The sequence below is a fragment of the Pseudomonas sp. NFACC08-1 genome, from assembly GCF_900106735.1.
GTDB classification, from domain to species: Bacteria; Pseudomonadota; Gammaproteobacteria; order Pseudomonadales; family Pseudomonadaceae; genus Aquipseudomonas; species Aquipseudomonas fluorescens_Q.
Window position 1 is genome coordinate 79,441 of record NZ_FNNL01000001.1, and the last position, 22,974, is coordinate 102,414.

General features: G+C 61.4%; 20 protein-coding genes. 7 read left to right on the top strand and 13 right to left on the bottom strand.

From position 1 onward, the window contains the following. Positions 1-21 precede the first annotated feature (21 nt). Genes BLU76_RS00385 through BLU76_RS00400 form a run of 4 tightly spaced genes read left to right on the top strand, consistent with a single transcriptional unit; the run spans position 22 to position 3,542 of the window. Positions 22-1,170 carry an ABC transporter permease gene (locus tag BLU76_RS00385; RefSeq protein ID WP_092221037.1) on the top strand — a complete coding sequence of 383 codons (1,149 nt, stop codon included), beginning with the start codon at positions 22-24 and terminating at the stop codon, positions 1,168-1,170. Next, complete coding sequence (locus BLU76_RS00390; protein ID WP_092148889.1) at positions 1,167-1,970, top strand: ABC transporter ATP-binding protein; 804 nt, start codon at positions 1,167-1,169, stop codon at positions 1,968-1,970. Before BLU76_RS00385 ends, BLU76_RS00390 begins: the two co-directional genes overlap by 4 nt. 1 nt (position 1,971) lies before the next feature. Further along, entirely contained in the window at positions 1,972-2,910 is a 939-nt protein-coding gene (locus tag BLU76_RS00395) for an MlaD family protein (protein WP_063323606.1), read from the top strand. After that, entirely contained in the window at positions 2,907-3,542 is a 636-nt protein-coding gene (locus BLU76_RS00400; protein ID WP_092148895.1) for an ABC-type transport auxiliary lipoprotein family protein, read from the top strand. Before BLU76_RS00395 ends, BLU76_RS00400 begins: the two co-directional genes overlap by 4 nt. Before the next feature lie 20 nt (positions 3,543-3,562). Here BLU76_RS00400 and BLU76_RS00405 read toward each other — a convergent pair whose 3' ends face one another. The 5 genes from BLU76_RS00405 to BLU76_RS00425 form a co-directional block, all read right to left on the bottom strand. Beyond that, positions 3,563-4,792, bottom strand: a complete 1,230-nt coding sequence (locus BLU76_RS00405; protein WP_092148898.1) for a nucleoside recognition domain-containing protein — start codon at positions 4,790-4,792, stop codon at positions 3,563-3,565. A 200-nt stretch (positions 4,793-4,992) separates the two neighbouring features. After that, positions 4,993-6,324: a glutamate/aspartate:proton symporter GltP gene (gene gltP, locus BLU76_RS00410; RefSeq protein ID WP_092221040.1), complete on the bottom strand. Its 1,332-nt coding sequence runs from the start codon at positions 6,322-6,324 to the stop codon at positions 4,993-4,995. 703 nt (positions 6,325-7,027) lie between these two features. Continuing rightward, positions 7,028-7,492, bottom strand: coding sequence for an inhibitor of vertebrate lysozyme family protein (locus BLU76_RS00415; RefSeq protein WP_092148904.1), 465 nt, complete (start codon positions 7,490-7,492; stop codon positions 7,028-7,030). 2 nt (positions 7,493-7,494) lie between these two features. Further along, entirely contained in the window at positions 7,495-7,659 is a 165-nt protein-coding gene (locus BLU76_RS00420) for a DUF1328 domain-containing protein (protein WP_003177151.1), read from the bottom strand. 80 nt (positions 7,660-7,739) lie between these two features. Continuing rightward, entirely contained in the window at positions 7,740-8,060 is a 321-nt protein-coding gene (locus BLU76_RS00425) for a hypothetical protein (protein ID WP_092148907.1), read from the bottom strand. A 437-nt stretch (positions 8,061-8,497) separates the two neighbouring features. Here BLU76_RS00425 and algB point away from each other — a divergent pair, with 437 nt between their 5' ends. Both algB and BLU76_RS00435 read left to right on the top strand, forming a co-directional pair. Beyond that, positions 8,498-9,844, top strand: coding sequence for a sigma-54-dependent response regulator transcription factor AlgB (gene algB / locus BLU76_RS00430; RefSeq protein ID WP_063323612.1), 1,347 nt, complete (start codon positions 8,498-8,500; stop codon positions 9,842-9,844). 10 nt (positions 9,845-9,854) lie between these two features. Continuing rightward, positions 9,855-11,645, top strand: a complete 1,791-nt coding sequence (locus BLU76_RS00435) for an ATP-binding protein (RefSeq protein WP_092148910.1) — start codon at positions 9,855-9,857, stop codon at positions 11,643-11,645. Positions 11,646-11,648: 3 nt separating this feature from the next. Here the strand turns inward: BLU76_RS00435 and BLU76_RS00440 are convergent, their stop codons facing one another. The 7 genes from BLU76_RS00440 to BLU76_RS00470 form a co-directional block, all read right to left on the bottom strand. Beyond that, positions 11,649-13,262, bottom strand: coding sequence for an EAL domain-containing protein (locus BLU76_RS00440; protein ID WP_170862087.1), 1,614 nt, complete (start codon positions 13,260-13,262; stop codon positions 11,649-11,651). A 75-nt stretch (positions 13,263-13,337) separates the two neighbouring features. Then, positions 13,338-14,117, bottom strand: coding sequence for an N-acetylmuramoyl-L-alanine amidase (locus tag BLU76_RS00445; protein ID WP_063323614.1), 780 nt, complete (start codon positions 14,115-14,117; stop codon positions 13,338-13,340). Positions 14,118-14,221: 104 nt separating this feature from the next. Continuing rightward, entirely contained in the window at positions 14,222-16,276 is a 2,055-nt protein-coding gene (locus tag BLU76_RS00450; RefSeq protein WP_092221043.1) for a GGDEF domain-containing protein, read from the bottom strand. Beyond that, positions 16,273-17,151 (bottom strand): endonuclease/exonuclease/phosphatase family protein, encoded by an 879-nt coding sequence (locus BLU76_RS00455; RefSeq protein WP_092221046.1) that lies wholly within the window; start codon positions 17,149-17,151, stop codon positions 16,273-16,275. Before BLU76_RS00455 ends, BLU76_RS00450 begins: the two co-directional genes overlap by 4 nt. A 15-nt stretch (positions 17,152-17,166) precedes the next feature. Continuing rightward, positions 17,167-17,808, bottom strand: a complete 642-nt coding sequence (locus tag BLU76_RS00460) for a thiol:disulfide interchange protein DsbA/DsbL (protein ID WP_092148922.1) — start codon at positions 17,806-17,808, stop codon at positions 17,167-17,169. Positions 17,809-18,006: 198 nt separating this feature from the next. After that, entirely contained in the window at positions 18,007-18,618 is a 612-nt protein-coding gene (locus BLU76_RS00465) for a c-type cytochrome (protein ID WP_092221049.1), read from the bottom strand. A 46-nt stretch (positions 18,619-18,664) separates the two neighbouring features. Further along, positions 18,665-18,955 (bottom strand): c-type cytochrome, encoded by a 291-nt coding sequence (locus BLU76_RS00470; protein ID WP_003196231.1) that lies wholly within the window; start codon positions 18,953-18,955, stop codon positions 18,665-18,667. 191 nt (positions 18,956-19,146) lie between these two features. On the opposite strand from BLU76_RS00470, the gene yihA reads away from it, so the two are divergent. Further along, the gene (yihA, locus tag BLU76_RS00475; protein WP_003196227.1) at positions 19,147-19,788 is read left to right on the top strand and encodes a ribosome biogenesis GTP-binding protein YihA/YsxC; all 642 of its coding nucleotides are present in this window, start codon (positions 19,147-19,149) and stop codon (positions 19,786-19,788) included. Between the two features lie 374 nt (positions 19,789-20,162). Here the strand turns inward: yihA and polA are convergent, their stop codons facing one another. Continuing rightward, on the bottom strand, positions 20,163-22,931 hold the full coding sequence (polA, locus tag BLU76_RS00480) for a DNA polymerase I (protein ID WP_092221052.1): 2,769 nt from the start codon (positions 22,929-22,931) through the stop codon (positions 20,163-20,165). Positions 22,932-22,974: the final 43 nt, after the last annotated feature.

Sequence of the window (22,974 nt, forward strand, 5' to 3'; positions counted from 1 at the left end):
AGTCGAACGAGCATGGAGCTTATGACCCTCGGATCCCACACTGGCACAGCCCGGCTGGACACGTCTCGCTCTCCGGCCCGACTCTGGGTCGGCGGCGACTGGACGCTGGCCCATTACGCGCAGCTCAAGCGCTTGAGCGAATCCTTGAGCGGCCACTACGACGAGCACACCCTGATCGATCTCAACGGCCTCGGCGCCCTCGACACTGCCGGGGCTTCGTTGCTGGTGGAACTGCTGGGCTCCGAACGGCTGGGCAAGACCACCGAGCACCCCGATTGCAGCTTGCCGGCCGCCGAGCGGGCGCTGTTGCAGACGGTCTATTGCTCGCTGACGGACTTCTGTGTGCCGGTGAAAGAGCCGCAGGTCAGCGTGCTGACACAACTGCTGACCCGTATCGGCCGCGCCGTGGAAAAAGTCTGGCAAGACACCCTGCAACTGCTGGGTTTTGTCGGCCTGATTCTGGAAACCCTGGCCCGCAACCTGTTTCGCCCCAGGCGCTGGCGCATGACAGCGATGGTCGTTCACATCGAACAGACCGGCCTGGACGCAGCCCCCATCGTCGCCCTGCTGACGTTCCTGGTGGGCGCAGTGGTGGCCTTTCTCGGCGCAACGGTGCTGGCCGATTTCGGCGCCAGCATCTTTACCGTGGACCTGGTGGCGTTCTCGTTCCTGCGTGAATTCGGCGTGTTGCTGACGGCGATCCTCATGGCGGGCCGCACCGCCAGCGCGTTCACCGCGCAGATTGGCTCGATGAAGGCCAACGAAGAAATCGACGCGATCCGCACCCTGGGCCTTGATCCGGTCGAGTTGCTGGTGATTCCACGGGTACTGGCGCTGTTGGTGGCGCTGCCGATGCTGACCTTCCTGGCCATGCTCTCGGGCATTATCGGTGGCGGCGTGGTCTGCGCTTTGTCGCTGGGTATTTCACCGGCCATGTTCCTCACGCTGTTGCAGTCGGACATTGGCGTGCAGCATTTCCTGGTGGGGATGGTCAAGGCGCCGATCTTTGCCTTCCTGATCGCTGCCGTGGGTTGCCTGGAAGGTTTCAAGGTCAGTGGCAGTGCCGAATCGGTCGGGGCTCACACCACGTCCAGCGTGGTGCAGTCGATTTTCGTGGTGATTGTGCTCGATGCCGTGGCCGCGCTGTTTTTCATGGAGATGAATTGGTGAGCCAACCCTTGCGACCGCCCACCGAGACGGTGATTCAAGTGCGCGGCCTGTGCAATCGCTTTGGCCGCCAGAGCGTGCATGAAAACCTCGACCTGGACGTGTACAAGGGCGAGATCCTTGCCGTGGTCGGCGGCTCCGGCAGCGGCAAATCGGTGCTGCTGCGCAGCATCGTCGGCCTGAACCGGCCCAGCGAAGGTTCTGTGCGGGTGTTCGGCGAGGACTTGCCGAGCCTGCCCCCGGAACAACGTTCGCGGGTGGAACGGCGCTTTGGCGTGTTGTTCCAGAAAGGCGCGCTGTTCTCATCATTGACCGTGACAGAAAACGTCGCCCTGCCGCTGATCGAACACGCCGGGCTCAGCCGGGCCGACGCCGAGCATTTGGCGGCTGTGAAGCTGGCCTTGGCCGGCCTGCCGTTATCGGCCGCCGACAAGTACCCCGCCTCGCTGTCCGGCGGCATGATCAAGCGCGCCGCCCTGGCCCGTGCGCTGGCCCTGGACCCGGACATTCTGTTTCTCGACGAACCCACCGCCGGCCTCGATCCCATCGGGGCGGCGGCGTTCGACCAATTGATCCTGACACTGCGCGATGCCCTGGGCCTGAGCGTGTTCCTGGTCACCCACGACCTGGACACCCTCTACACCATCACCGACCGGGTGGCGGTACTGGCGCAGAAAAAAGTACTGGTGGCCGATGTCATCGACAAGGTGTCGGAAACCGACGACGCCTGGATTCACGAATACTTCCATGGCCCTCGCGGCCGCGCGGCGTTATCGGCCGCTACACAATCGAACGAGGTTTGACATGGAAACCCGAGCCCATCATGTGCTGATCGGCCTGTTCACCGTCATTGTGGTGGCTGGCGCCCTGTTGTTTGGCCTGTGGCTGGCCAAGTCCAGCGTGGACAGCGAGTTCAAGGATTACGAAGTGGTGTTCAACGAGGCCGTCAGCGGCTTGTCCAGGGGCAGCTCGGTGGAATACAGCGGGATCAAGGTCGGCGACGTCGTCAACCTGCGCCTGGACCCGAACGACCCGCGCCGGGTTCTGGCGCGGGTGCGCTTGAGTGGGGAAACGCCAATCAAGCAAGACACCCAGGCCAAGCTGGCACTGACCGGCATCACCGGCACCTCGATTATCCAGCTCAGTGGCGGTACGCCCCAGAGCCCGGCACTGACCGGGCACGACGGGGAACCGCCAGTGATCATCGCCGCGCCCTCGCCTATTGCCCGCTTGCTCAACAACAGCGATGACTTGATGACCAGCATCAACCTGCTGCTGCACAACGCCAATGAGGTGTTTTCCTCGGACAACGTCCAAAGCCTGGGCAAGACGCTCGAGCACCTGGAACAAACCACCGGGGTCATTGCCGAGCAGCGCGGCGATATTCGCCAGGCCATGCAGCAACTGGCGTCCATCGGCAAACAGGCCAGCGCCACGCTGGAACAGACCACGGCGTTGATGCGCAACGCCAATGGTTTGCTCAACGACCAGGGCAAACAGGCGTTCGGTAGTGCCGGCCAGGCCATGCAATCCCTGGCCCGCAGCACGGCAACCCTGGACAAACTGCTGAACGACAATCGCGATTCGTTGAATAACGGCATGCAGGGCCTCAATGCCCTGGCGCCAGCCGTGCGTGAACTGCGCGAAACCCTGAGCGCCCTGCGGGGAATCTCCCGGCGCCTGGATGCCAACCCCAGCGGCTATTTGCTGGGCAACGACAAAGACAAGGAGTTCACGCCATGAAGCCGTGCAACCGGTTTATCCGCCCTATTCTCTTACTGGCAGGATTGCTCCTGGTGGGCGGTTGCTCGATTTTGCCCAAGGCCGAACCCTCGGATGTGTATCGCTTGCCCGTCACCCAGGCCCCCGCGTCTGCGGGCCCGGCGGTGAGCTGGTCGCTGCGCCTGGCCAGCCCCCAGGCCAGCGAGGTGCTCAACAGCCCGAAAATCGCGGTGATCCCCCAAGGCAATCTGTTCAGCAGCTACGCCGCCTCGCGCTGGAGCGACCCTGCCCCCGTGCTGTTGCGCAACCGCCTGCTCGATGGCTTCGCCCAGGATGGACGCGTCAGGTTGTTGAGCGTCGCCGACAGCAACCTGCAAGCGGATCTGGAACTGGGCGGGCAATTGCAGGCGTTCCAGACCGAATACCAGGGCACTGCGGCCAGCGTGGTGATTCGCCTGGACGCGCTGCTGGTGCGCGGCTTCGACCAGCGCATCCTGGCCAGTCGCCGTTTTGAAGTGCGCCAGCCGTTGAGCGATGTGAAAGTACCGGCGGTGGTGGACGGCTTTGGCCGGGCCGGCGACCGGCTGACGGCCGAAGTGGTGGCCTGGACATTGGAGCAAGGCCAGCGTTTCGCAACGCCGACTCAACCCTAGAGGCGGCGGGAAGACTCAGGTCAACCGAAGAACCAGTAGCAAACGCCAATCGCCGCCACGACCCCGGCCAACTCCGCCAGCAGCGCGCACCCCACGGCATGGCGTGCCCGCTGGATGCCCACGGCGCCGAAATAGACCGCCAGCACGTAGAACGTGGTCTCGGTGCTGCCCTGGATGGTCGCCGCCACCAGGGCCGGGAAGCTGTCGACGCCGGAGGTCTTCATGGTCTCGATCAACATCGCCCGGGCGGCGCTGCCGGAAAACGGCTTGACCATGGCGGTCGGCAAGGCATCGACGAAACGCGTATCCCAGCCGGCCCACTCCACCAGGTGGCGAATGCCGTCGAGGCCGAAATCCAGCGCCCCCGAGGCGCGCAGTACACCCACGGCACAAAGCATTGCCACCAGGTACGGCAGCAAGGTCTTGGCGACGTCGAAGCCCTCTTTGGCGCCCTCGATGAAGGTTTCGTACACCTTGACCTTGCGCAGCGCGCCCACCACCAGGAACAGGATGATCAGGCCAAACAGAGTCAGGTTGCCCAGGATCGATGACAACCCCGCCAGCGCCGTGGCCGAAAGCGTTGCCAGCAGCGCCATGAAACCACCCAGCACCAGCGCACCCGGGATCAGATAAGCCAGCACCACCGGGTCCCACAACCGCAGGCGCTGCATGAACGCCACCGACAGCAGCCCCATCAGGGTCGAGGCGCTGGTGGCGAGCAGGATCGGCAGGAACACCAGGGTCGGGTCCGGCGCGCCTTGCTGTGCGCGGTACATGAAGATCGTCACCGGCAGCAGCGTCAGCGACGAGGCGTTGAGCACCAGGAACAGGATCTGCGCATTGCTGGCGATGGTCGGGCTGGGGTTGAGATCTTGCAGGGCGCGCATGGCCTTGAGGCCGATGGGGGTGGCTGCGTTGTCCAGTCCCAGGCCGTTGGCGGCGAAGTTGAGGGTGATCAGGCCGATCGCCGGGTGGCCGGCAGGCACTTGCGGCATCAAGCGCAAGAACAGCGGCCCGAGGGCCTTGGCCAGCCAGTCGACGATGCCGGCCTTTTCGGCGATGCGCAGGAAGCCCAGCCACAGGGTCAAGGTGCCGAACAGCAGGACCATGACCTCCACCGACAGCTTGGCCATGGCGAAAATGCTTTCCACCATGGCCGCGAAGATCCCGGCGTTGCCGCCGATCAACCACTGCGCCAGCGCCGACACGGCAGCCACGATAAAGAAGCCAAGCCACAGGCCATTGAGCATCAGTTAAATCCCCCGAAGATGCCGCGAATGATAGCGGGGCTGGCAGAAACGACAAACCCCGGATTGCTCCGGGGTTTAATAGTCACTGCAGCCCCCTGTGGGAGCGAGCTTGCTCGCGATGGCGTCGGCTCAGTCAGTATTGATGTTTGCTGACACACCGCAATCGCGAGCAAGCTCGCTCCCATAGGGGGATAGGCGCATCAATGGCTGGAGGGTTCCCCCACCGGCAGCGGCTCCTTGCTGCGCCAGTGCGGCAGGGAGTTCCAGTAGCGCTGGCCCTTGGCATCGTCGTACATGCCTTCCCAGCGAGCGATGACCAGCACGGCCAGGGCGTTGCCGATGACGTTCAGCGCGGTACGGGCCATGTCCATGATGCGGTCCACACCGGCAATGAAGGCCAGGCCTTCCAGCGGAATGCCCACGCTGCCCAAGGTCGCCAGCAGCACCACGAACGACACGCCCGGCACACCGGCGATGCCTTTGGAGGTGACCATCAAGGTCAGCACCAGCAGCAATTGCTGGCTGATGGACAGGTCGATGCCGTACAACTGGGCGATGAAAATCGCCGCGATGCTCTGGTACAGAGTCGAACCGTCGAGGTTGAACGAATAACCGGTGGGCACCACGAAGCTGCAGATGGCTTTCGGCGCGCCGTAGGCTTCCATCTTCTCGATCACGCGTGGCAGCACGGTTTCGGAACTGGCGGTGGAATAGGCCAGCACCAGCTCATCCTTGAAGATGCGCATCAGCTTGAGCACCGAGAAGCCGAACAGGCGGGCGATCAGGCCCAGCACCACGAAGGCAAAGAAGGCGATGGCGACGTAAACCAGGATCACCAGCTTCGCCAGCGGCAGCAGCGAGGCGAAACCGAAGTTGGCGACGGTCACCGCGATCAGGGCGAACACACCGATGGGGGCATATTGCATGATCATGTGGGTGACCTTGAACATGCTTTCCGACACGCCCTGGAACATTTTCACCAGCGGATCGCGCAGGTCCGATTGCAGGCTGGACAGGCCCAGGCCAAACAATACGGAGAAGAAAATGATCGGCAGCATCTCGCCACGCGCAACGGCGGCGAAGATGTTCGACGGGATCAGGTTGAGGATGGTCTGGATGAACGCATGTTCATGCTGGACTTCCGCGGCCGTGGCCTGGTACTTGGAGATATCCACTGTACCCAGGGTGCTCATGTCGATGCCGCTGCCCGGCTGGAAGAAGTTGGCCAGCAGCAGGCCGACGACGATGGCGATGGTGGTGACGACTTCGAAGTAAAGGATGGTCTTGAGACCGATGCGCCCGAGCTTCTTGGCATCACCGACCCCGGCGATGCCGACGATCAGCGAGGAAATCACGATCGGGATCACGATCATCTTGATCAGACGGATAAAGATATCGCCCGCCGGTTGCAGCACATTGCTGATCCACCAGGCCTTCTCGGCACTGAAATGGTTGAGCAGCGCGCCCAATGCAATCCCGAGCACCAGACCGATGAGGATCTGCCAGGCGAGGCTTAGTCGTGCCTTCTTCATATTGTTACCCTTACTTCAGTTGGACTCGGACAGTGGCGCGAATGGATCGTCGATGACGAAAAACACTCATGCCCCTGCCCCCGTATAAGGTCACCCCGAGCGCGTTAGCGGCTTACTGGCAGGCGAAAAAAGGCGCAACTATTGCGATGCAAGGGGGGCTCGTCTAATGCCATAAACGCCTACCCCATGCCGAATCGGCATGAGATTTTTCAAACGAAACCCGCCTTCCAAGCGGTTCGAATGCGACATTTATGCAGGCATAAGTGCCGTGAACCGGCCGTTTCAGCGTAGCTGGGCTTTCTCTCGCAAGTGTGGGGAACCGATGAAACGGCAGCGACTCAAGACGCGGCCCATGGGAGAAATTACCTCGGCATTCTCCGATATACGGTTGGGCAAAGGGGGATAAATCGGCGGAAGGAGACAAAATGCCGCATCGCCGAGGGACTTGCCGCGGCCAATCCACCCACCGCTCTGGCGCACGCATTTTGCGAACAAGAAGCTCTACGCAAGTTCGCCAAGCCGCGATGGCTTTGCGAACTTGCGTCGCAGCTTTTACCTGACCCGGCCCTTTCGCAGGCACCCCTTGTGCCCGTAGGTCACTCCGACTCTCATCAGTCAGAACGTCCCAGCCCCTTGGTCATGCACCGGCCCTCCTCGGGCTGTGCAGCAGAGAAAAGCAGGGCTGCTTTTCCCATTTTCAGAATCAGTACCAGTTCGGATCTTTCTTGAGTTGTTCCATTAACAGTTTCTGCATACCTTCATCGGGCTTGCCGAGGAATCGGTAGTCGGCATGCCGCGTCGGGGACTTGTCGGCTGGCAGCCCCGCAGGGACTTCCACCAACATGGCATAGGCTTCGTCCTTGTCGAAACTGAAGGCGACGATCAGACGCTTGCTGCGACACGTTGCCTGGGTTTCACACAGCGGCCCCACCAAATACTTGTCGCCATCTTCTTCGACAGCATTCATCTGGTCCGAATCGCCCGTCAGGTTCATCACCCATTCGGGTAGACGTTCTTCTTTTTTCACGACGTGCTGCCAGGTCTCGCGATATTGCGCGTCGGCCTGCAGCAACTGGTTGACGCGCATCTGCCCGTCATTGGCAGCCATTGCCATGGCACTGCCGCCCAGCAACAGGGCGGCAGCCAGTCCTTTGAATGAAACGTTCATGGTCAGCCTCGGCCACGACGGCCAAAGAAGAAGGAAGCGATGAACATCACCAGGAACACAACAAAGAGAATCTTGGCGATGCCCGTGGCGGTGCCTGCGATACCACCGAAGCCCAGTACGGCGGCGATGATGGCAATGATCAGGAAGGTAATTGCCCAGCTCAACATGGTGATTCTCCTTACGCTTTTCTATTTAGTGAAGGTCTTGCGGTGATGGTTCCGGCGCAATGGACGACCGGTTCATCGGGTTAAAACACCCAGCGCTCTTCACGCGGCATGGCGCTCAATGGCTGGGCCTGGTCGACATCCATCATGCGCATTGAAGCGGACGCTTCTTCAAGGCTGCTGACGGCACTGAAATGGGTCTGTGGGGCACGATGAATCGAAACCTGCGGCGCTTGGGGCTGTTGGCTCTGATACCAGAGCAACCATTGCTGGCCCGTTACGAGGGTGACCAGCAGCGCCAAGGCAGCCCATGCGCCCTGCTGGACGTGCAGGGAAGAGAGGCGCAATGGGGCGGCACTTTTGAAGTGGGCGAAGCCAAATTGAGTGACACTTTGACGATTCATCCTGGAATTCCTCCCCACCCGAGTGCGGTGATCTGGTTGAGGCGCGCTACGCCACGTTGATCAGAGCATTGCAGTCGCCGTGCCAGGATTTTTTGTCAGATAAAAACCTTTAAAATCAATAATTTAATAAATAAGTGCAACATGTCGGGAGCGCATCCTGCACGATGGCGCAGGCGTCGGTCGTGCGTATTGCACGAATCAGCAGGAAAAGTCGTTAGATTGTTTTTGAATTGGCTGTCAGACACAGCTGTCGGAATGAGCGATGCGAACCGTCCGAACCGGACGATTCGTAAAAAAAGGAACTCAAATCAGGCTTTTAGGAGTCAGACGTCCACAGGGCCATTCTTGATGAGTAATATCCCCTCAGAATCGACCATGCAACTTGCCCGATTTTTCTGACACTAACCAACATCATTCATTAAAGGAGCGTAGGAAAAATGGAATCCGCCACTGAGCACCAAGGCCGCATTCTGCTGGTAGACGACGAGTCCGCCATCCTGCGTACATTCCGATACTGCCTGGAAGACGAAGGCTACAGCGTCGCCACCGCCAACAGCGCCGCCCAGGCCGACGCACTGCTGCAACGCCAGGTGTTCGACCTGTGTTTCCTCGACCTGCGCCTGGGGGAGGACAACGGCCTGGATGTCCTGGCACAAATGCGTATCCAGGCGCCCTGGATGCGCGTGGTCATCGTCACCGCTCACTCGGCAGTCGATACCGCGGTCGATGCGATCCAGGCCGGGGCGGCCGATTATCTGGTCAAGCCGTGCAGCCCCGATCAATTGCGCCTGGCGACCGCCAAGCAACTGGAAGTACGCCAGCTGTCGGCAAGGCTCGAAGCCCTTGAAGGGGAAGTGCGCAAACCCAAGGATGGCCTGGACTCCCACAGCCCAGCGATGAAAGTCGTCCTGGAAACCGCGCGCCAGGTCGCCAGCACCGACGCCAACATCCTGATCCTCGGCGAGTCCGGCACCGGCAAGGGCGAGCTGGCCCAGGCGATCCATGGCTGGAGCAAGCGGGCGAAGAAGTCCTGCGTCACCATCAATTGCCCGTCGCTGACCGCTGAACTGATGGAAAGCGAATTGTTCGGCCATAGCCGTGGGGCTTTCACCGGGGCCAGCGAGAGTACGTTGGGTCGGGTCAACCAGGCCGACGGCGGCACGCTGTTTCTCGACGAGATCGGCGATTTTCCTCTGACATTGCAACCCAAGTTATTGCGTTTCATCCAGGACAAGGAATATGAGCGGGTAGGGGATCCAGTCACCCGTCGCGCCGACGTACGGATTCTCGCAGCGACCAACCTCAACCTCGAAGACATGGTGCGCGACGGACGTTTTCGCGAAGACCTGCTGTATCGCCTGAACGTCATCACCCTGCACCTGCCGCCATTGCGAGAGCGCGCCGAAGACATCCTGACCCTGGCCGACCGCTTCCTGGCCCGCTTCGTCAAGGAATACGCGCGCCCGGCCCGGGGTTTCAGCGACGAAGCGCGCGAAGCGCTGCTAGGCTATCGCTGGCCGGGCAACATCCGGGAACTGCGCAATGTGGTCGAGCGCGCCAGCATCATCTGCCCTCAGGAAAAAGTCGAAATCAGTCACTTGGGCATGGCCGAGCAACCGGTCAACAATGCGCCGCGCATCGGCGCCGCGCTGAGCCTCGACGAATTGGAAAAAGCCCACATCGGCGCGGTGCTGGCCACGGCCGACACCCTCGACCAGGCGGCCAAGACCTTGGGTATCGATGCCTCCACGCTGTACCGCAAACGCAAGCAGTACAACCTGTGAGCGACACCTTATGAAACTGGCGATGAAGCTGCGCACACGACTGTTTCTCAGTATCTCGGCCCTGATCACCGTGGCCCTGCTGGGATTGGTGCTTGGCCTGGTCAGTGTGATGCAGATGGCCAATACCCAGGAACAATCGGTACGCGACAACTTCATCCTGCTGGACCTGGGCCTCAAGCTGCGCCAGACGCTCGGCGATCAGTTGATGATCATGCTCGACGACAAGCCCGACCTGGCTGTGCTGGAGGCCTCCAAGCAGCAATACCTGGCGCTGATCGACGAAGGCATCGCCCACGAACAGGGGCTGGATGAAGCGGCAGTCAGCTTCAGCAGGGCCAAGGCCGACTACATTGAGTTTTTTGAAGCCTTCACCGCGTCTCGCCAGCAGCCGAGCCAGCTCGCGAACATCAAGGACCTCACCGAAAAATTCAATGTGCTGCGCAATGGACTGATCGAGGGCTATCGCCGGGCCCTGACCAACATCAGTGAAACCCAGGATCGCGCCCGTGAGCGCGCAATGTGGATTTCCGGACTGCTGGGGTTGGTGGGGTTTGCGGTGCTGATCATCGGGTTTATCACGGCCCATGGCATTGCCCGGCGTTTCGGCGCGCCGATCGAGGTACTGGCCGCGGCGGCGGACGACATCGGCCAAGGCAATTTCGAGGTCACGCTACCCGTGTCCTCGGCCGCTGAGTTGAATCTCCTGACCCGTCGCTTCGGGGTCATGGCCGAGGCCTTGCGTGAGCATCAGGCCACCAACGTCGATGAGCTGCTCGCCGGTCAGCAACGTTTGCAAGCCGTGCTCGACAGCATCGACGACGGCTTGCTGATGATCGACCGCAAAGGTCAGCTGGAGCACCTCAACCCGGTGGCCCAGCGTCAATTGGGCTGGGATGAGGAACGCCTCGGCCAAGGACTGGGCGAGGCGCTGGGACGCCTTGAACTGGATGAAGAATTGCACCTGGTGCTGCGCGGTGGAAGCCTGGAGCGCGCGCCGGAAGACCTGAGCGTCGAAGTGGATGGCGAGTCGCGGGTGCTCACCTACAGCCTCACCCCGGTCAGCCATACCCAGGGCCACATTCTCGGCGCGGTCATGGTGCTGCATGACGTCACCGAGCAGCGCGCCTTCGAACGGGTGCGCAGCGAGTTCGTCTTGCGTGCCTCCCATGAGCTGCGCACGCCCGTGACGGGCATGCACATGGCCTTCGGCCTGTTACAGGAGCGCCTGCATTTTTCAGAAGAGTCGCGCGAGGCCGACCTGCTCAACACCGTCACAGAAGAAATGCAGCGACTGATGCAGCTCATCAATGACCTGCTGAACTTCTCTCGCTACCAGAACGGCCTGCAGAAGTTGACCCTGGCGCCTTGCTCCATCGACGATCTACTGGAAGCGGCCCGGTTGCGGTTTGCCGAGCAGGCCCAAACCAAGGGTATCGAGCTGCTGGTGGCGATCCAGGGCCCGCTCCCGCGCCTGCATGCCGACGCTGCGCAATTGGATCGCGTGCTCGATAACCTGATCGATAACGCCATGCGCCACACCGCCGAAAACGGCCAGATCCGCTTGCAGGCCCGACGGCATGGCGAGCGGGTGATCATCAGCGTCGAAGACAACGGTGAAGGCATTGCCTACGGCCAGCAGGGACGGATCTTCGAACCTTTCGTCCAGGTCGGACGCAAGAAGGGGGGTGCGGGCCTCGGCCTGGCGCTGTGCAAGGAGATCGTCCAGCTCCACGGCGGGCGCATGGGTGTTTATTCAAGGCCGGGGCAGGGCACACAGTTCTACATGGCGCTGGCAGTCTGAGACTCAGGCTTCGTCATCGAGGCGCCGACCACGCAGGCGCCGGCCACGGGTAATCAGTTCAATGAGCTGAACCGCGCTGAGGGCATGGGCAAACAGCCAGCCCTGGCCGAACCTCACCCCTTCGCTGCTCAAATAGGAAGCCTGGGCTTCATGCTCGATGCCTTCGGCTATCACCTTGAGTTGCAGCGCATGGGCCATGCGAATGATATGCGGGGCCACGCCGCTGCTGGCGGCATCGTGGCCCAAGGCGTCGATGAAGGCCTTGTCGATTTTCAGGCAGTCCACCGGCAGGGTTTGCAAGTAGGCCAGGCTGCAATAACCGGTGCCGAAATCGTCGATCAACACCTGATGCCCGACGTCGCGCAGCGATTGCAGGTTATCCCGGGCGACCAACACATCGACCAGCCCACGCTCGGTCACTTCGAAGGCAATCTGGTGCGCCGACACGCGATGCAGCGCCAGCAGGCGCGCGATCACTTCGCCAATACGCGGCACCATCACATCGCAGGCCGCCAGATTCACCGAGATATACAGCTGCGGATTGGCCCGCAACAGCTGGCCCAATTGATCGAACAGCCGCTGCAGCACGAAATCGGTGATCTGGCGGATCTGCCCCGTGTTCTCGGCCATCGGGATAAACAGGTCCGGGCTGGTCAGGGTGCCGTCCGGTCGTCGCCAGCGCAGCAAGGCCTCCGCCCCGACACAGTTACGGCTGCTCAGGTCGAAAATAGGCTGGTAAAGCACCTGCAATTCACCACGCCGGATAGCCCCATGCAGTTCGGCGTCCATGGACTGGCGCTGACGCGCCAGCAGAAACACCTGGAAACCAATCCCCAGGCCCAGCATCAGGCTGATGGGCAGCATCCACCAGGCATTGGCCGGAACCTTAAAACCGTTGCGCTGGGCGATAAGCACCAGTTGATAGACCGGGCTTTCGGTCGGCATCCGATAGATCAACCGGTTCTGCGTCACTTGCAAGGCATTGTGGCTTTTCGGTGGCCAAGGTTCGACCGGCGGCCAGTGTTGGTCCGTCCCGAGCACGGGAATGGCCCGTTTACCGTTATCCAGGACAACCAGCAGGCTGCTGCCCGGTGGTAAATCGACCACATCGGTCAAATGCCCGCGGGACGTGGCCACCCGAAAGTTGCCGCGGCCCAGCATCAATGCGGCGCGGTCTTCGTCAGGCTCGGTGGTGGTGTTGAGCCAGTAATTGTAGGTCGGCCCGCGGATGTCGGGCGGGCGGGTCACTGACAAGCCGCCCTGGCGTGGACGATTGGAGCAGACGCCGCTGCCATCGATATACGCCGCCTCGTAGACAAAACGGTAGTTGAAGCTGACCTGTCGCAATGTGGCGATCATGTCGTCGTTGCATCCGCGCAACGGCTGGTTTTGCAAGTCGTCGAGGCTTTCACGCAATTGCCCGAAAAGCTGTTCCAGGCGCTGCAGAAAGCGCTCGCCCTGGGCATTCATCTGGTCGCTTTCGCGCTGCTGGATCTGCTGCACGACCACGAACAGACTCCCCGCCAGCAGCAGGACGGTACTTAGGGCAGTTGCCACCATCGCCAGGAAAACGGGGCGATGGAGCCAGCTGTGTAGGGTTTCGCGGGTGGCCGTCATCATGGGTAATCCGAAAGTTACCAATGAGTTATAGCTTCTGATTTGGATTTGGCCCGATTCGTCAGACGGGCGTCATTATTTTGTCTGGTTGAGCACCTGCAGAATCGCCGCGCTTTGCGCATCCGGCGTGCCATCGAAGCGGGTCGGACGGTAGTGCATCTGGAAGGCGGCCAGCACATGGTGGGTGGCCACGTCCCACTCGCCGGTCTGCGGCGTCGGGTAGCCCAGGCGGGCCAGCTCGGCCTGGAACCAACCGGCAGGCGGCAGCTGCGGCGTGAAGACGGCCTGCTGGCGGGCGACGGCCTGTTCGTCTGGCCAGACTCCTAAACCAGCTTGCGCCAGGCGCTTCCAAGGGAACAGCGGGCCCGGATCGAGTTTGCGCAGGGGCGCGATGTCGCTGTGACCGATGATGCTGCGCGGGTTGATGCCGTTGCGCTGGATGATGTCCTTGAGCAATACGATCAAGGCCTGGACCTGGGCTTCGCTGTAGGGATACCAGAGGCGCCCGGTAGGCGTGTCGACAAAACCCGGATTGACGATTTCGATGCCGATGGAACTGGAATTGAGCCAGGTCCGGCCTTCCCATTCACTTTCCCCGGCATGCCAGGCGCGTTGGCTTTCATCCACCAATTTGTAAATGGTCGCGCCTTTATCGTCGCCAATCAGGTAATGGGCACTGACTTCGCCATGGGTCAGCAGGGCCAGCGAGCGCTCCAGGGAAGCCGAGGTGTAATGCACCACCACGAATTGGATACGGTTGTCATGGTTGACGGAAGGATGACGGGTGTCGAGTCGCGGGCCACTGGCGCAGCCGGCCAGGATAAATAAAGAAACAATGAGCGAGAAAAATTTCATGGCGGAAGGCAATACGCACTGGGAGTAATGCAACAGTGTAACGTATCGCCTCGCGATGATCCGGTGCGCGCGGCGATATTAAACAAATTGGAACAATTAGCCCCCTAGCCCAATTCCACATGGTTGCGCCCGGAACTTTTCGCCCGATAAAGCGCCTGATCGGCTCTTTTAAGCACCAAGTCGCTGTGTTCGCCGGGTTTGAAGGCGGTCAGGCCGATGGATACCGTCACCGTCACCGGCTCGCCCTTGAAATGAAACGGACAGCCTTCGATGGCCAGGCGCAGCGCCTCGGCCAGCTTGGCGCCAGCAGCCAGGGAGGTATTGGGCACCAGCAGCACAAACTCCTCGCCCCCAAAACGCGCAATGAAATCGCCGCTACGCAGGCGTTTACGCAGGACCGAGGCGATGAGTTTCAACACCCGGTCACCGGCCAGATGGCCATAGTTGTCATTGATGCGCTTGAAATGATCGAGATCGAGCATGGCCAGCAGCAAGCTGTTGCCGTGTTGTTGCCACTGGGCGACTTCATGTTCCAGACGCTCGGACCAGGCGGCGCGGTTGGGTAGCCCGGTGAGCGGATCAATCAGGGCTTTTTGCCGCTGTTCCTCGAGATTCTCCCGCACGACCTGGGCATCCTGCTCCATCAGCGCAACGCGATCGGCCAGGCTTTTCAGGCGAGCCGAGACCTCCTGCTCACGTTGATCACGTTGCTGGCGGTGGTGGTCCATCGTACCGAGCAAGCCTTCGAGGTGATTCTCGAGCACCTGCTTGAGGCCTTCCAGGTCATCGGCTTCCTTCACGCTGCTTTGCAGGCCGTCCACCTGCTCGCGAATCTGGGTGTCCATTTCCCTGGAGGCCGACAGGTTTTCGGCGTGGTCTTCACTGGCGGCCTGCAGGCTGCTCTGGAATGACTCGAGCCGATCGTTGAGGCGCTGCAAGTACGCCTCGAATTCATGCTGGCCGGTGTCCGTGATGGCCAGCATCAGTACGGCCAGATCATCGAGGATCGGCAGCAACTCGTACCAGTTCAAGCCATTGCGCAGACGCTCACACATGGCTTCGGCTTGTGGTCGATGACGCTCGGGCAAGGTCAGGTCGCCCAAAAGGCCCAACAGCGTGTCTTCGATATGCTTGGCGACCGAACTGTAGGATGGCTCCGGCGAGTCGGGCAGGGCGTACTGGGCGTCAGCCACATCGGCGCCTTCCAGGGGCTCGTCGAGCTCCGCAGGCGGTAGCGAAGGGGCGGGCAGGGCCTGGGCAGGCTCCTCGGGCATCAGCTCGTCGGGATTCTCGAGTGCGGGCACCACAACCGGGGGTACTTCGGCGAGCGGCGTCAGCAGCGGCGCGGGCTCGGTTGCCTGGTCGTCCGACTCACTGGCGGACTGAACCACTTCGGCTGCCGGTGCTGGAGCGGGCGCTGTAGCGATCTCGATCTGCGGCGCAGTCAGGGCAACCGGTTCGGGCGTTGTCTCCAAGGCGGGCGCTTGCTCCGCCACCGAGGGCTGCGGTGCCGGTGCGACGGATTCTGCGGCCGTTGCCGGCGCCACGGCTACGGGCAGGGCCATTTCTGACGCAGGTGCCACGCGGGCCTGGGCAGGGTCGTGGGGCTGGGGCTGGGGTGTCGCGTCCTCATGGCCTTGGCCACCAAACAGCCGTTGCAGCAGGCCGGGGCGACTCGGTTCGACAGGGGCATCCAGGGCACTGAGTGCCTTGCCTTGCAAGCTGCTCAATTCGCTGAGCAACAGCGGAATCTCCCGAGCCTGGCCGGCCCGATCCTCCAGTTGCTTGGCAAACTTCTTCAGCGGCCGCCTGACTTCCTTGGGCAGCGGCAGGCTCTGCAACTGGGCAACCAGGGCGGTCAACGCGGCGCTCGTCTGCTCGACCCGGGTCTCGCGGCGCTGCTCGGAATCGAGTACGGCTTTCTCCAGGCGCGGCAGCAGGGCAGCGAGGCCGGCATCCATGTCATTGGTGCGCACCACCTCGCGCATCTCTTTCATGCATTGATCGACAGCCCTGTCAGTGCCCTCGGCGGCCAGGGTGCTGCGCACCAGGCCACGACGCAGCAAGTCGAGCCGAGCCTCCCAACGGCGCTCAAGCTTTTCCTGCTGTTCGATACTCTTGAGGTACTTCTCTCTCCAGCGTTCGGCGTCGTCGCTCATTCATCGGATCCGCGAGGGGCAGGACTCAGCGCGGGAAACGCATCGGCCGTGAGCGAACCCGGCAAACGAATTTCGACCGCGACCGGCAGGTGATCGGAAATGGGTTGGGCCAGCACCTCGACACGTTCCAGGGTCAGGGTCGGGCTCAACAGGATATGATCCAAGCAGCGCTGGGGGCGCCAGCTGGGGAATGTCGCTTCCAGTTGTGGAGCGAGCAGGCCGAGATCGCGCAGGGGCGAAGTCTGCAGCAAATCGGTGGCATGGGTGTTCATGTCGCCCATCAACACCTGATGCTTGTAGCCGCCGATCAATTCGCGAATGTACGCCAGCTGCATCGTCCGGGTACGCGCCCCGAGGGCCAGGTGCATCATGACCACGACCAGCGCCTCGGGACCTTCGCCGAAACGCGCGAGGATTGCCCCGCGGCCCTTGGGTCCCGGCAACGGATGATCTTCGATCGCCCAGGGGCGCAAGCGACTCAACACGCCATTGCTGTGCTGGCCGAGACGCCCGAGGTTGCGATTGAGTTGCTGGTACCAGTAGGGAAAGGCGCCCAATTGGGCCAGGTGTTCCACCTGATTGACGTAGCCTGAGCGCAAGCTTCCGCCGTCGGCCTCTTGCAGGGCCACCAGGTCGAAGTCCTTGAGCAGGTCGCCGATTTTCTGCAAGTTCCCGGCACGCCCGGTGTGCGGCAGCAAATGTTGCCAGCCGCGAGTCAGGTAATGCCGGTAGCGCTCGGTGCTGATGCCCACCTGGATATTGAAGCTGAGCAGCCGCAAACGACTGTCGCCAGGCAGGCCCGTGGACATGACATGATGCTCGTTGACCTGCGGTTCATGCAGGCCAACGATGCGTTCGGTGCTCCAGCGGGCCATGGGCGTGGGCCGCGCTTAGTTGGCAGCAGCCTTGGTGGCCGCTCGCTCTTTGGCGATCAGCTGGTCGGCCAGTTGCAGGGCTTCATTTGCGCCACCGGCGGAGCCGATGTCAAAGCGGTATTTGCCGTTGACGACCATGGTCGGTACGCCAGTGATCTCGTATTTCTTCGCCAGCTCGCGGGCCTTCTTGATCTGGCCCTGGATGGCAAAGGAGTCGAACGTGGCGAGGAACTTGTCTTTGTCGACGCCCTGGGTGGCGAGGAAATCGGCCATCTCTTCTTTCTTGACCAGCTTCTTGCCTTCTTTCTGGATCGCGTTGAATACCGCGGCGTGGACCTTGTGCTCGACGCCCATGGCCTCGAGTGTCAGGAACATCTGGCCGTGGGCATCCCACGGGCCGCCGAACATGGCGGGGATACGCACGAAGTTAACGTCCGAAGGCAGTTTCTCGACCCATGGGTTGATAACCGGTTCAAAAGCGTAGCAATGCGGGCAGCCGTACCAGAACAGCTCCACGACTTCGATCTTGCCAGGCGCCGCCACCGGAACGGGGTTGGTCAATTCGACATAAGGTGCGGCGGGCTTTTCAGCCGCTTGGGCAGTTACGCCGAACAGGCTGGCGGCGACGAGCGCGGCGCTGATGATCAGATTACGCATGCTTTACTCCTGGACAATGAGGGGGCCTCGCGAGGCCTGCTTCTAAGACAGACCGTGGCGGGTTCAAGTTCTCTAGTGTAACGGCAGCGGCCACAAAAAAGGGCGGCCAAAGCCACCCTTTTGATGTTCGCATCGACAGATTAATCGAGCGTTAACGTTGCAAGGGATGTACGCCCCTTGCAACGCCAGCCAAAGGCCTCAGTGCAGGCCCTGGATGTAGCTGGATACCGCAGCGATATCTTCGTCGCTCAGCTTTTTCGCAATGCTCTGCATCGGCTTGGTATCGCCGTCGTTGGTCCGGCCACCCTCTTCTTTGCGGAAGTCGGTCAACTGCTTGCCTACGTACTGGGCATGCTGGCCGCCCAAGTGTGGGAAGCCGGCTGCCGCGTTGCCCTTGCCGTCAGGCGAGTGGCAGCCGGTGCAGGCTGGAAGCCCCTTGTTCAAGTCCCCCCCACGAAACAGCGCTTCACCACGGGCCACGAGTTTCGGATCGGCAGCGCCGACGCTGCCCTTCTGGCTGGCGAAATACGCCGCGATGTCCGCCAGGTCCTGATCGCTCAGGTTGGTCAGCAGGCCGGTCATTTCCAGCACCGTGCGCTTGCCGGACTTGATGTCGTGCAGTTGCTTGTTCAGGTAACGTTCGCCCTGGCCCGCCAGTTTCGGAAAGTTGGGCGCCATGCTATTGCCATCCGGGCCGTGGCAGGCTCCGCATACGGCCGCCTTCGCCTGACCGGCAGCGGCATCGCCAGCGGCGTGGGCTACGCCGGATATCCCCAAGGTCAACAGCAGACTCACGATCAGTTTGTTCATCAGCTAATCCAACTACGGCTAAGGGTTAAAGAGTTATGGACCGGGTTCACTCGCTCATCCACTGGATGATGGCTCGGTAATCCTCGGCACTGCAGTCCATGCACAAACCACGCGGCGGCATCGCCTTGAAACCCTGGGTCACGTGTTGCACCAGCGTCTCCATACCTTTCGCCAACCTCGGCGTCCAAGCTTCCTGATCGCCCTTGCGGGGCGCCATGGGGAGTTGGCCGGAATGACAGGCACCACAAACACGGTTGTACACAGCTTCCGGATCCTGTGTAGCCTGAGCGCTGTAAAGCGGCATCAAGACACCGGCAGCTAGCAGCCATTTCGTCATAAAACGACCTTTTCAGGGTTGGGAACGAGCTGCGTTCTAACGCGCAATTTCGGTCGGTCGCTCCCGTGAGCTTCATCCTACGCTGGGACAAAGCGCACACAAAATCTGCGGCATTATATACTGGCGTCACTGAAACGGAAACGACACAGCTTGCCGCGTCCATTCCCGACGCCGCCCACATCGGAAATCCCATGCAACTGAAGAACCCCATCCTCGGCCTGTGCCAACAGTCCACCTTCATGCTCAGCGCCGCCAAAGTCGATCAATGCCCAGACGACGAAGGCTTCGAAGTGGCTTTTGCCGGGCGTTCCAATGCCGGCAAATCCAGCGCGCTGAACACCTTGACCCATGCAAGCCTGGCACGCACCTCGAAAACCCCGGGTCGCACGCAACTCTTGAACTTCTTCAAGCTAGACGATGAACGGCGTTTGGTCGACCTGCCCGGCTACGGCTACGCCAAGGTACCGATCCCGCTCAAGCAACACTGGCAGCGCCATCTGGAAGCCTACCTGGGCAGCCGCGAGAGTTTGAAAGGCCTGATCCTGATGATGGACATTCGCCATCCGATGACCGACTTCGACCTGTTGATGCTCGATTGGGCGGTCGCCAGTGGCATGCCGATGCACATCCTGTTGACCAAGGCCGACAAGCTCACCTACGGCGCGGCCAAAAATACCCTGCTCAAAGTGCAGTCGGAAATTCGCAAAGGCTGGGGTGACGCGATCACCATCCAGCTGTTCTCGGCGCCCAAGCGCATGGGCCTGGAAGAAGCCTACACGGTGCTGGCCGACTGGATGGAATTGGCGGACAAGGGCAGCGAAGAGGCCGAATAAGCCGGATCGCAGGCAAAAAAAACCCCGGACTTCTTATGGGGAGGGGGAAGTTCGGGGTCCAAGTTCCGGACCGCTAGGGCGGGGTCCAGATATCTGCCAACACTTAACACAACATAGGAGCATTGAAGGGCTTCACCAGCCATTCAGAATCTCTGAGTGGCATTTGACGGGTTTAGTTCAGATTATTTTTGGAAATAGCCTTAGGAATTTTCCGAACTAAAGACATCGTCCCGGGGTTTCAGTGAGCCAATGTGGCGAGGGAGCTTGCTCCCGCTTGAGTGCGAAGCGCTCACAAAATGATTGGGGCGGCTGCGCCACCCAGCGGGAGCAAGCTCCCTCGCCACGGGACCTGCGCCAGCTTCAGAGCCTACGACTCAATGCGCCTCATCCCAGTTATTACCCACGCCCACTTCCACCAGCAGCGGCACGTCCAGCGTGGCGGCGGCGCTCATGTGCTGGCGGATTTCCTCGCGCACCTGGTCGACCAGGTCTTCACGCACTTCCAGCACCAGTTCGTCGTGTACCTGCAGGATGACCTTCGCATCCAGCCCGGACGCCGTCAGCCAGCGATCCACGGCGACCATGGCTTTCTTGATGATGTCAGCCGCCGTGCCCTGCATCGGCGCGTTGATGGCCGTGCGCTCGGCGCCTTTGCGCAGGGCCGGGTTTTTCGCGTTGATGTCCGGCAGGTACAACCGGCGACCGAAAATGGTTTCGACAAAACCTTGCTCGGCCGCCTGGGCGCGGGTGCGTTCCATGTACGCCAGCACACCCGGGTAGCGGGCGAAGTAGCGGTCGATATAAGCCTGGGACTGCTTGCGATCGACGCCGATCTGCTTGGCCAGGCCGAACGCACTCATGCCGTAGATCAAGCCGAAGTTGATCGCCTTGGCGCTACGGCGCTGGTCATGGGTGACCGCGTCCAAGTCGACGCCGAACACCTCGGCGGCCGTGGCCCGGTGCACGTCCAGATCATTGCGAAACGCATGGAGCAGACCTTCATCCTTGGCCAGGTGCGCCATGATCCGCAGTTCGATCTGCGAGTAGTCCGCCGCCAGCAGCTTGTAACCTTTCGGCGCGATGAAGGCCTGGCGAATACGTCGACCTTCGGCCGTGCGGATCGGAATGTTCTGCAGGTTCGGGTCGATGGACGACAGGCGCCCGGTCGCGGCGACGGCCTGTTGATAATTGGTATGGACACGGCCGGTGCGGCTATTGATCTGCTCCGGCAAACGATCGGTGTAAGTGCTCTTGAGCTTGCTCAGCGAGCGATACTGCATCAGCACCTTGGGCAGCGGGTAATCCTGCTCCGCCAGCTCGGCGAGCACCGCTTCGGCGGTGGACGCCTGGCCCTTGGCGGTTTTGCTGAGCACCGGCAAGCCAAGTTTTTCGTACAGGATCACGCCCAATTGCTTCGGTGAGCCCAGGTTGAACTCCTCGCCGGCGATGGCAAACGCCTCACGCTCCAGCGCCACCAGTTTTTCCCCCAGCTCGACACTTTGCACACCCAGCAGGTTGGCATCGACCAGCGCCCCCTGGCGCTCGATGCGCGCCAGGACCGGCATCAGCGGCATTTCGATGTCATTGAGCACGGTGCCCAGGCTTGGCGTGGCCGCCAGTTTTTCCTGCAGGGCCTGGTGCAGGCGGAAGGTCACGTCTGCGTCTTCGGCGGCGTAAGGGCCGGCCAGTTCCAGGGAGATCTGGTCGAAGGTCAGTTGCTTGACCCCTTTGCCCGCGATGTCCTGGAAATCGGTCTTGCTCTGGCCCAGGTACTTGAGCGCCAGGCTGTCCATGTCGTGGCGGGTCGCGGTGGAGTCCAGCACGTAGGATTCGAGCATGGTGTCGAAGGCGATGCCCTGGACCAGGATGCCGTTATTCTGATCGCCATCGATGGCGCAGTTGGCCAGGATGTTGGTTTCGAACTTGGCGTGCTGGCCGACCTTGAGCTTGTTCGGGTTTTCCAGCAGCGGCTTGAGGGCCTTGAGCACCGTGTCGCGGTCCAGTTGCTCCGGCACACCCATGTAGGAATGGGTCAGCGGGATGTAGGCTGCCTCGAAAGGGGCCACGGCGAACGACAAGCCGACGAGTTGCGAATGCTGGGCATCGCCGCCGTTGGTTTCGGTGACGAAGGCAAACAGCGGCGCTTTGTCCAGTTTGGCCAGCCACGCGTCGAAGCGCGCCTGATCGAGGATGACCTCGTACTTGGCCTCGGCCGCGCCGGGCTGTTCTTCGGCCACTTCAACGATCTCCTGGCCGGCACGCTTGGCGTCCCGCTGGTTTTCTTCGAACCAGCTCTTGAATTCCAACAACGTGTACAGCTCGGCGAGTTTCTCGTGATCCGGTTGGCCCATTTGCAGGTCGTCGAGGCCGACATCCAACGGTACGTCGGTCTTGATGGTTGCCAACTCGTAGGAAAGCAACGCCATTTCCTTGTGCTCTTCGAGCTTGGCAGCCAGGGTCTTGGCGCCACGGATCGGCAAGGTGGCGACGATGTCCAGTTGCGCGTACAGCTCGGTCAGGCCGCCATTGACGCCCACCAGCAGGCCGGAAGCGGTCTTCGGCCCGATACCCGGAACGCCCGGGATGTTGTCGGAAGAATCGCCCATCAACGCCAGGTAATCGATGATCTGCTCGGGAGCGACGCCAAACTTCTCCTTCACGCCAGCCACGTCCAGGGCGCTACCGGTCATGGTATTGACCAAGGTAATGTGCCCATCGACCAATTGCGCCATGTCTTTGTCGCCGGTGGAGATCACCACCGGACGGTCGGCCGCCGCGCTACTGCGGGCCAGGGTGCCGATCACGTCATCGGCCTCGACGTTGTCCACGCACAACAGCGGGAAGCCCAGGGCCTTGACGCTGGCATGCAGCGGCTCGATCTGCACACGCATGTCGTCGGGCATGCTCGGGCGGTTGGCCTTGTATTCGGCGTACAACGCATCGCGAAACGTCCCACCCTTGGCGTCGAATACGACGGCAAACGAACTGTCCGGATACTGCTTGCGCAGGCTCTTGAGCATGTTCAGCACGCCCTTGACCGCACCGGTCGGCAGGCCTTTGGACGTGGTCAGCGGTGGCAGCGCATGAAAGGCGCGGTACAGATAAGAAGAACCGTCCACCAGGACGAGGGGGGCTTGGCTCATGAGCAGGATCAACCTTTTCGGCGGGTCCGGGGCTAGAATAGCG

What these genes read in the sequence shown, in the direction of transcription:
- BLU76_RS00400 (WP_092148895.1), top strand. Translation starts at nt 2,907, where the DNA reads ATGAAGCCGTGCAACCGGTTTATCCGCCCTATTCTCTTACTGGCAGGA.
- BLU76_RS00395 (WP_063323606.1), top strand. Translation starts at nt 1,972, where the DNA reads ATGGAAACCCGAGCCCATCATGTGCTGATCGGCCTGTTCACCGTCATT.
- BLU76_RS00425 (WP_092148907.1), bottom strand. Translation starts at nt 8,060, where the DNA reads ATGAATCGTCAAAGTGTCACTCAATTTGGCTTCGCCCACTTCAAAAGT.
- gltP (WP_092221040.1), bottom strand. Translation starts at nt 6,324, where the DNA reads ATGAAGAAGGCACGACTAAGCCTCGCCTGGCAGATCCTCATCGGTCTG.
- BLU76_RS00405 (WP_092148898.1), bottom strand. Translation starts at nt 4,792, where the DNA reads ATGCTCAATGGCCTGTGGCTTGGCTTCTTTATCGTGGCTGCCGTGTCG.
- BLU76_RS00440 (WP_170862087.1), bottom strand. Translation starts at nt 13,262, where the DNA reads ATGACGGCCACCCGCGAAACCCTACACAGCTGGCTCCATCGCCCCGTT.
- algB (WP_063323612.1), top strand. Translation starts at nt 8,498, where the DNA reads ATGGAATCCGCCACTGAGCACCAAGGCCGCATTCTGCTGGTAGACGAC.
- BLU76_RS00465 (WP_092221049.1), bottom strand. Translation starts at nt 18,618, where the DNA reads ATGAACAAACTGATCGTGAGTCTGCTGTTGACCTTGGGGATATCCGGC.
- polA (WP_092221052.1), bottom strand. Translation starts at nt 22,931, where the DNA reads ATGAGCCAAGCCCCCCTCGTCCTGGTGGACGGTTCTTCTTATCTGTAC.
- BLU76_RS00445 (WP_063323614.1), bottom strand. Translation starts at nt 14,117, where the DNA reads ATGAAATTTTTCTCGCTCATTGTTTCTTTATTTATCCTGGCCGGCTGC.
- BLU76_RS00460 (WP_092148922.1), bottom strand. Translation starts at nt 17,808, where the DNA reads ATGCGTAATCTGATCATCAGCGCCGCGCTCGTCGCCGCCAGCCTGTTC.
- BLU76_RS00435 (WP_092148910.1), top strand. Translation starts at nt 9,855, where the DNA reads ATGAAACTGGCGATGAAGCTGCGCACACGACTGTTTCTCAGTATCTCG.
- BLU76_RS00450 (WP_092221043.1), bottom strand. Translation starts at nt 16,276, where the DNA reads ATGAGCGACGACGCCGAACGCTGGAGAGAGAAGTACCTCAAGAGTATC.
- BLU76_RS00455 (WP_092221046.1), bottom strand. Translation starts at nt 17,151, where the DNA reads ATGGCCCGCTGGAGCACCGAACGCATCGTTGGCCTGCATGAACCGCAG.
- BLU76_RS00420 (WP_003177151.1), bottom strand. Translation starts at nt 7,659, where the DNA reads ATGTTGAGCTGGGCAATTACCTTCCTGATCATTGCCATCATCGCCGCC.
- BLU76_RS00415 (WP_092148904.1), bottom strand. Translation starts at nt 7,492, where the DNA reads ATGAACGTTTCATTCAAAGGACTGGCTGCCGCCCTGTTGCTGGGCGGC.
- yihA (WP_003196227.1), top strand. Translation starts at nt 19,147, where the DNA reads ATGCAACTGAAGAACCCCATCCTCGGCCTGTGCCAACAGTCCACCTTC.
- BLU76_RS00385 (WP_092221037.1), top strand. Translation starts at nt 22, where the DNA reads ATGACCCTCGGATCCCACACTGGCACAGCCCGGCTGGACACGTCTCGC.
- BLU76_RS00470 (WP_003196231.1), bottom strand. Translation starts at nt 18,955, where the DNA reads ATGACGAAATGGCTGCTAGCTGCCGGTGTCTTGATGCCGCTTTACAGC.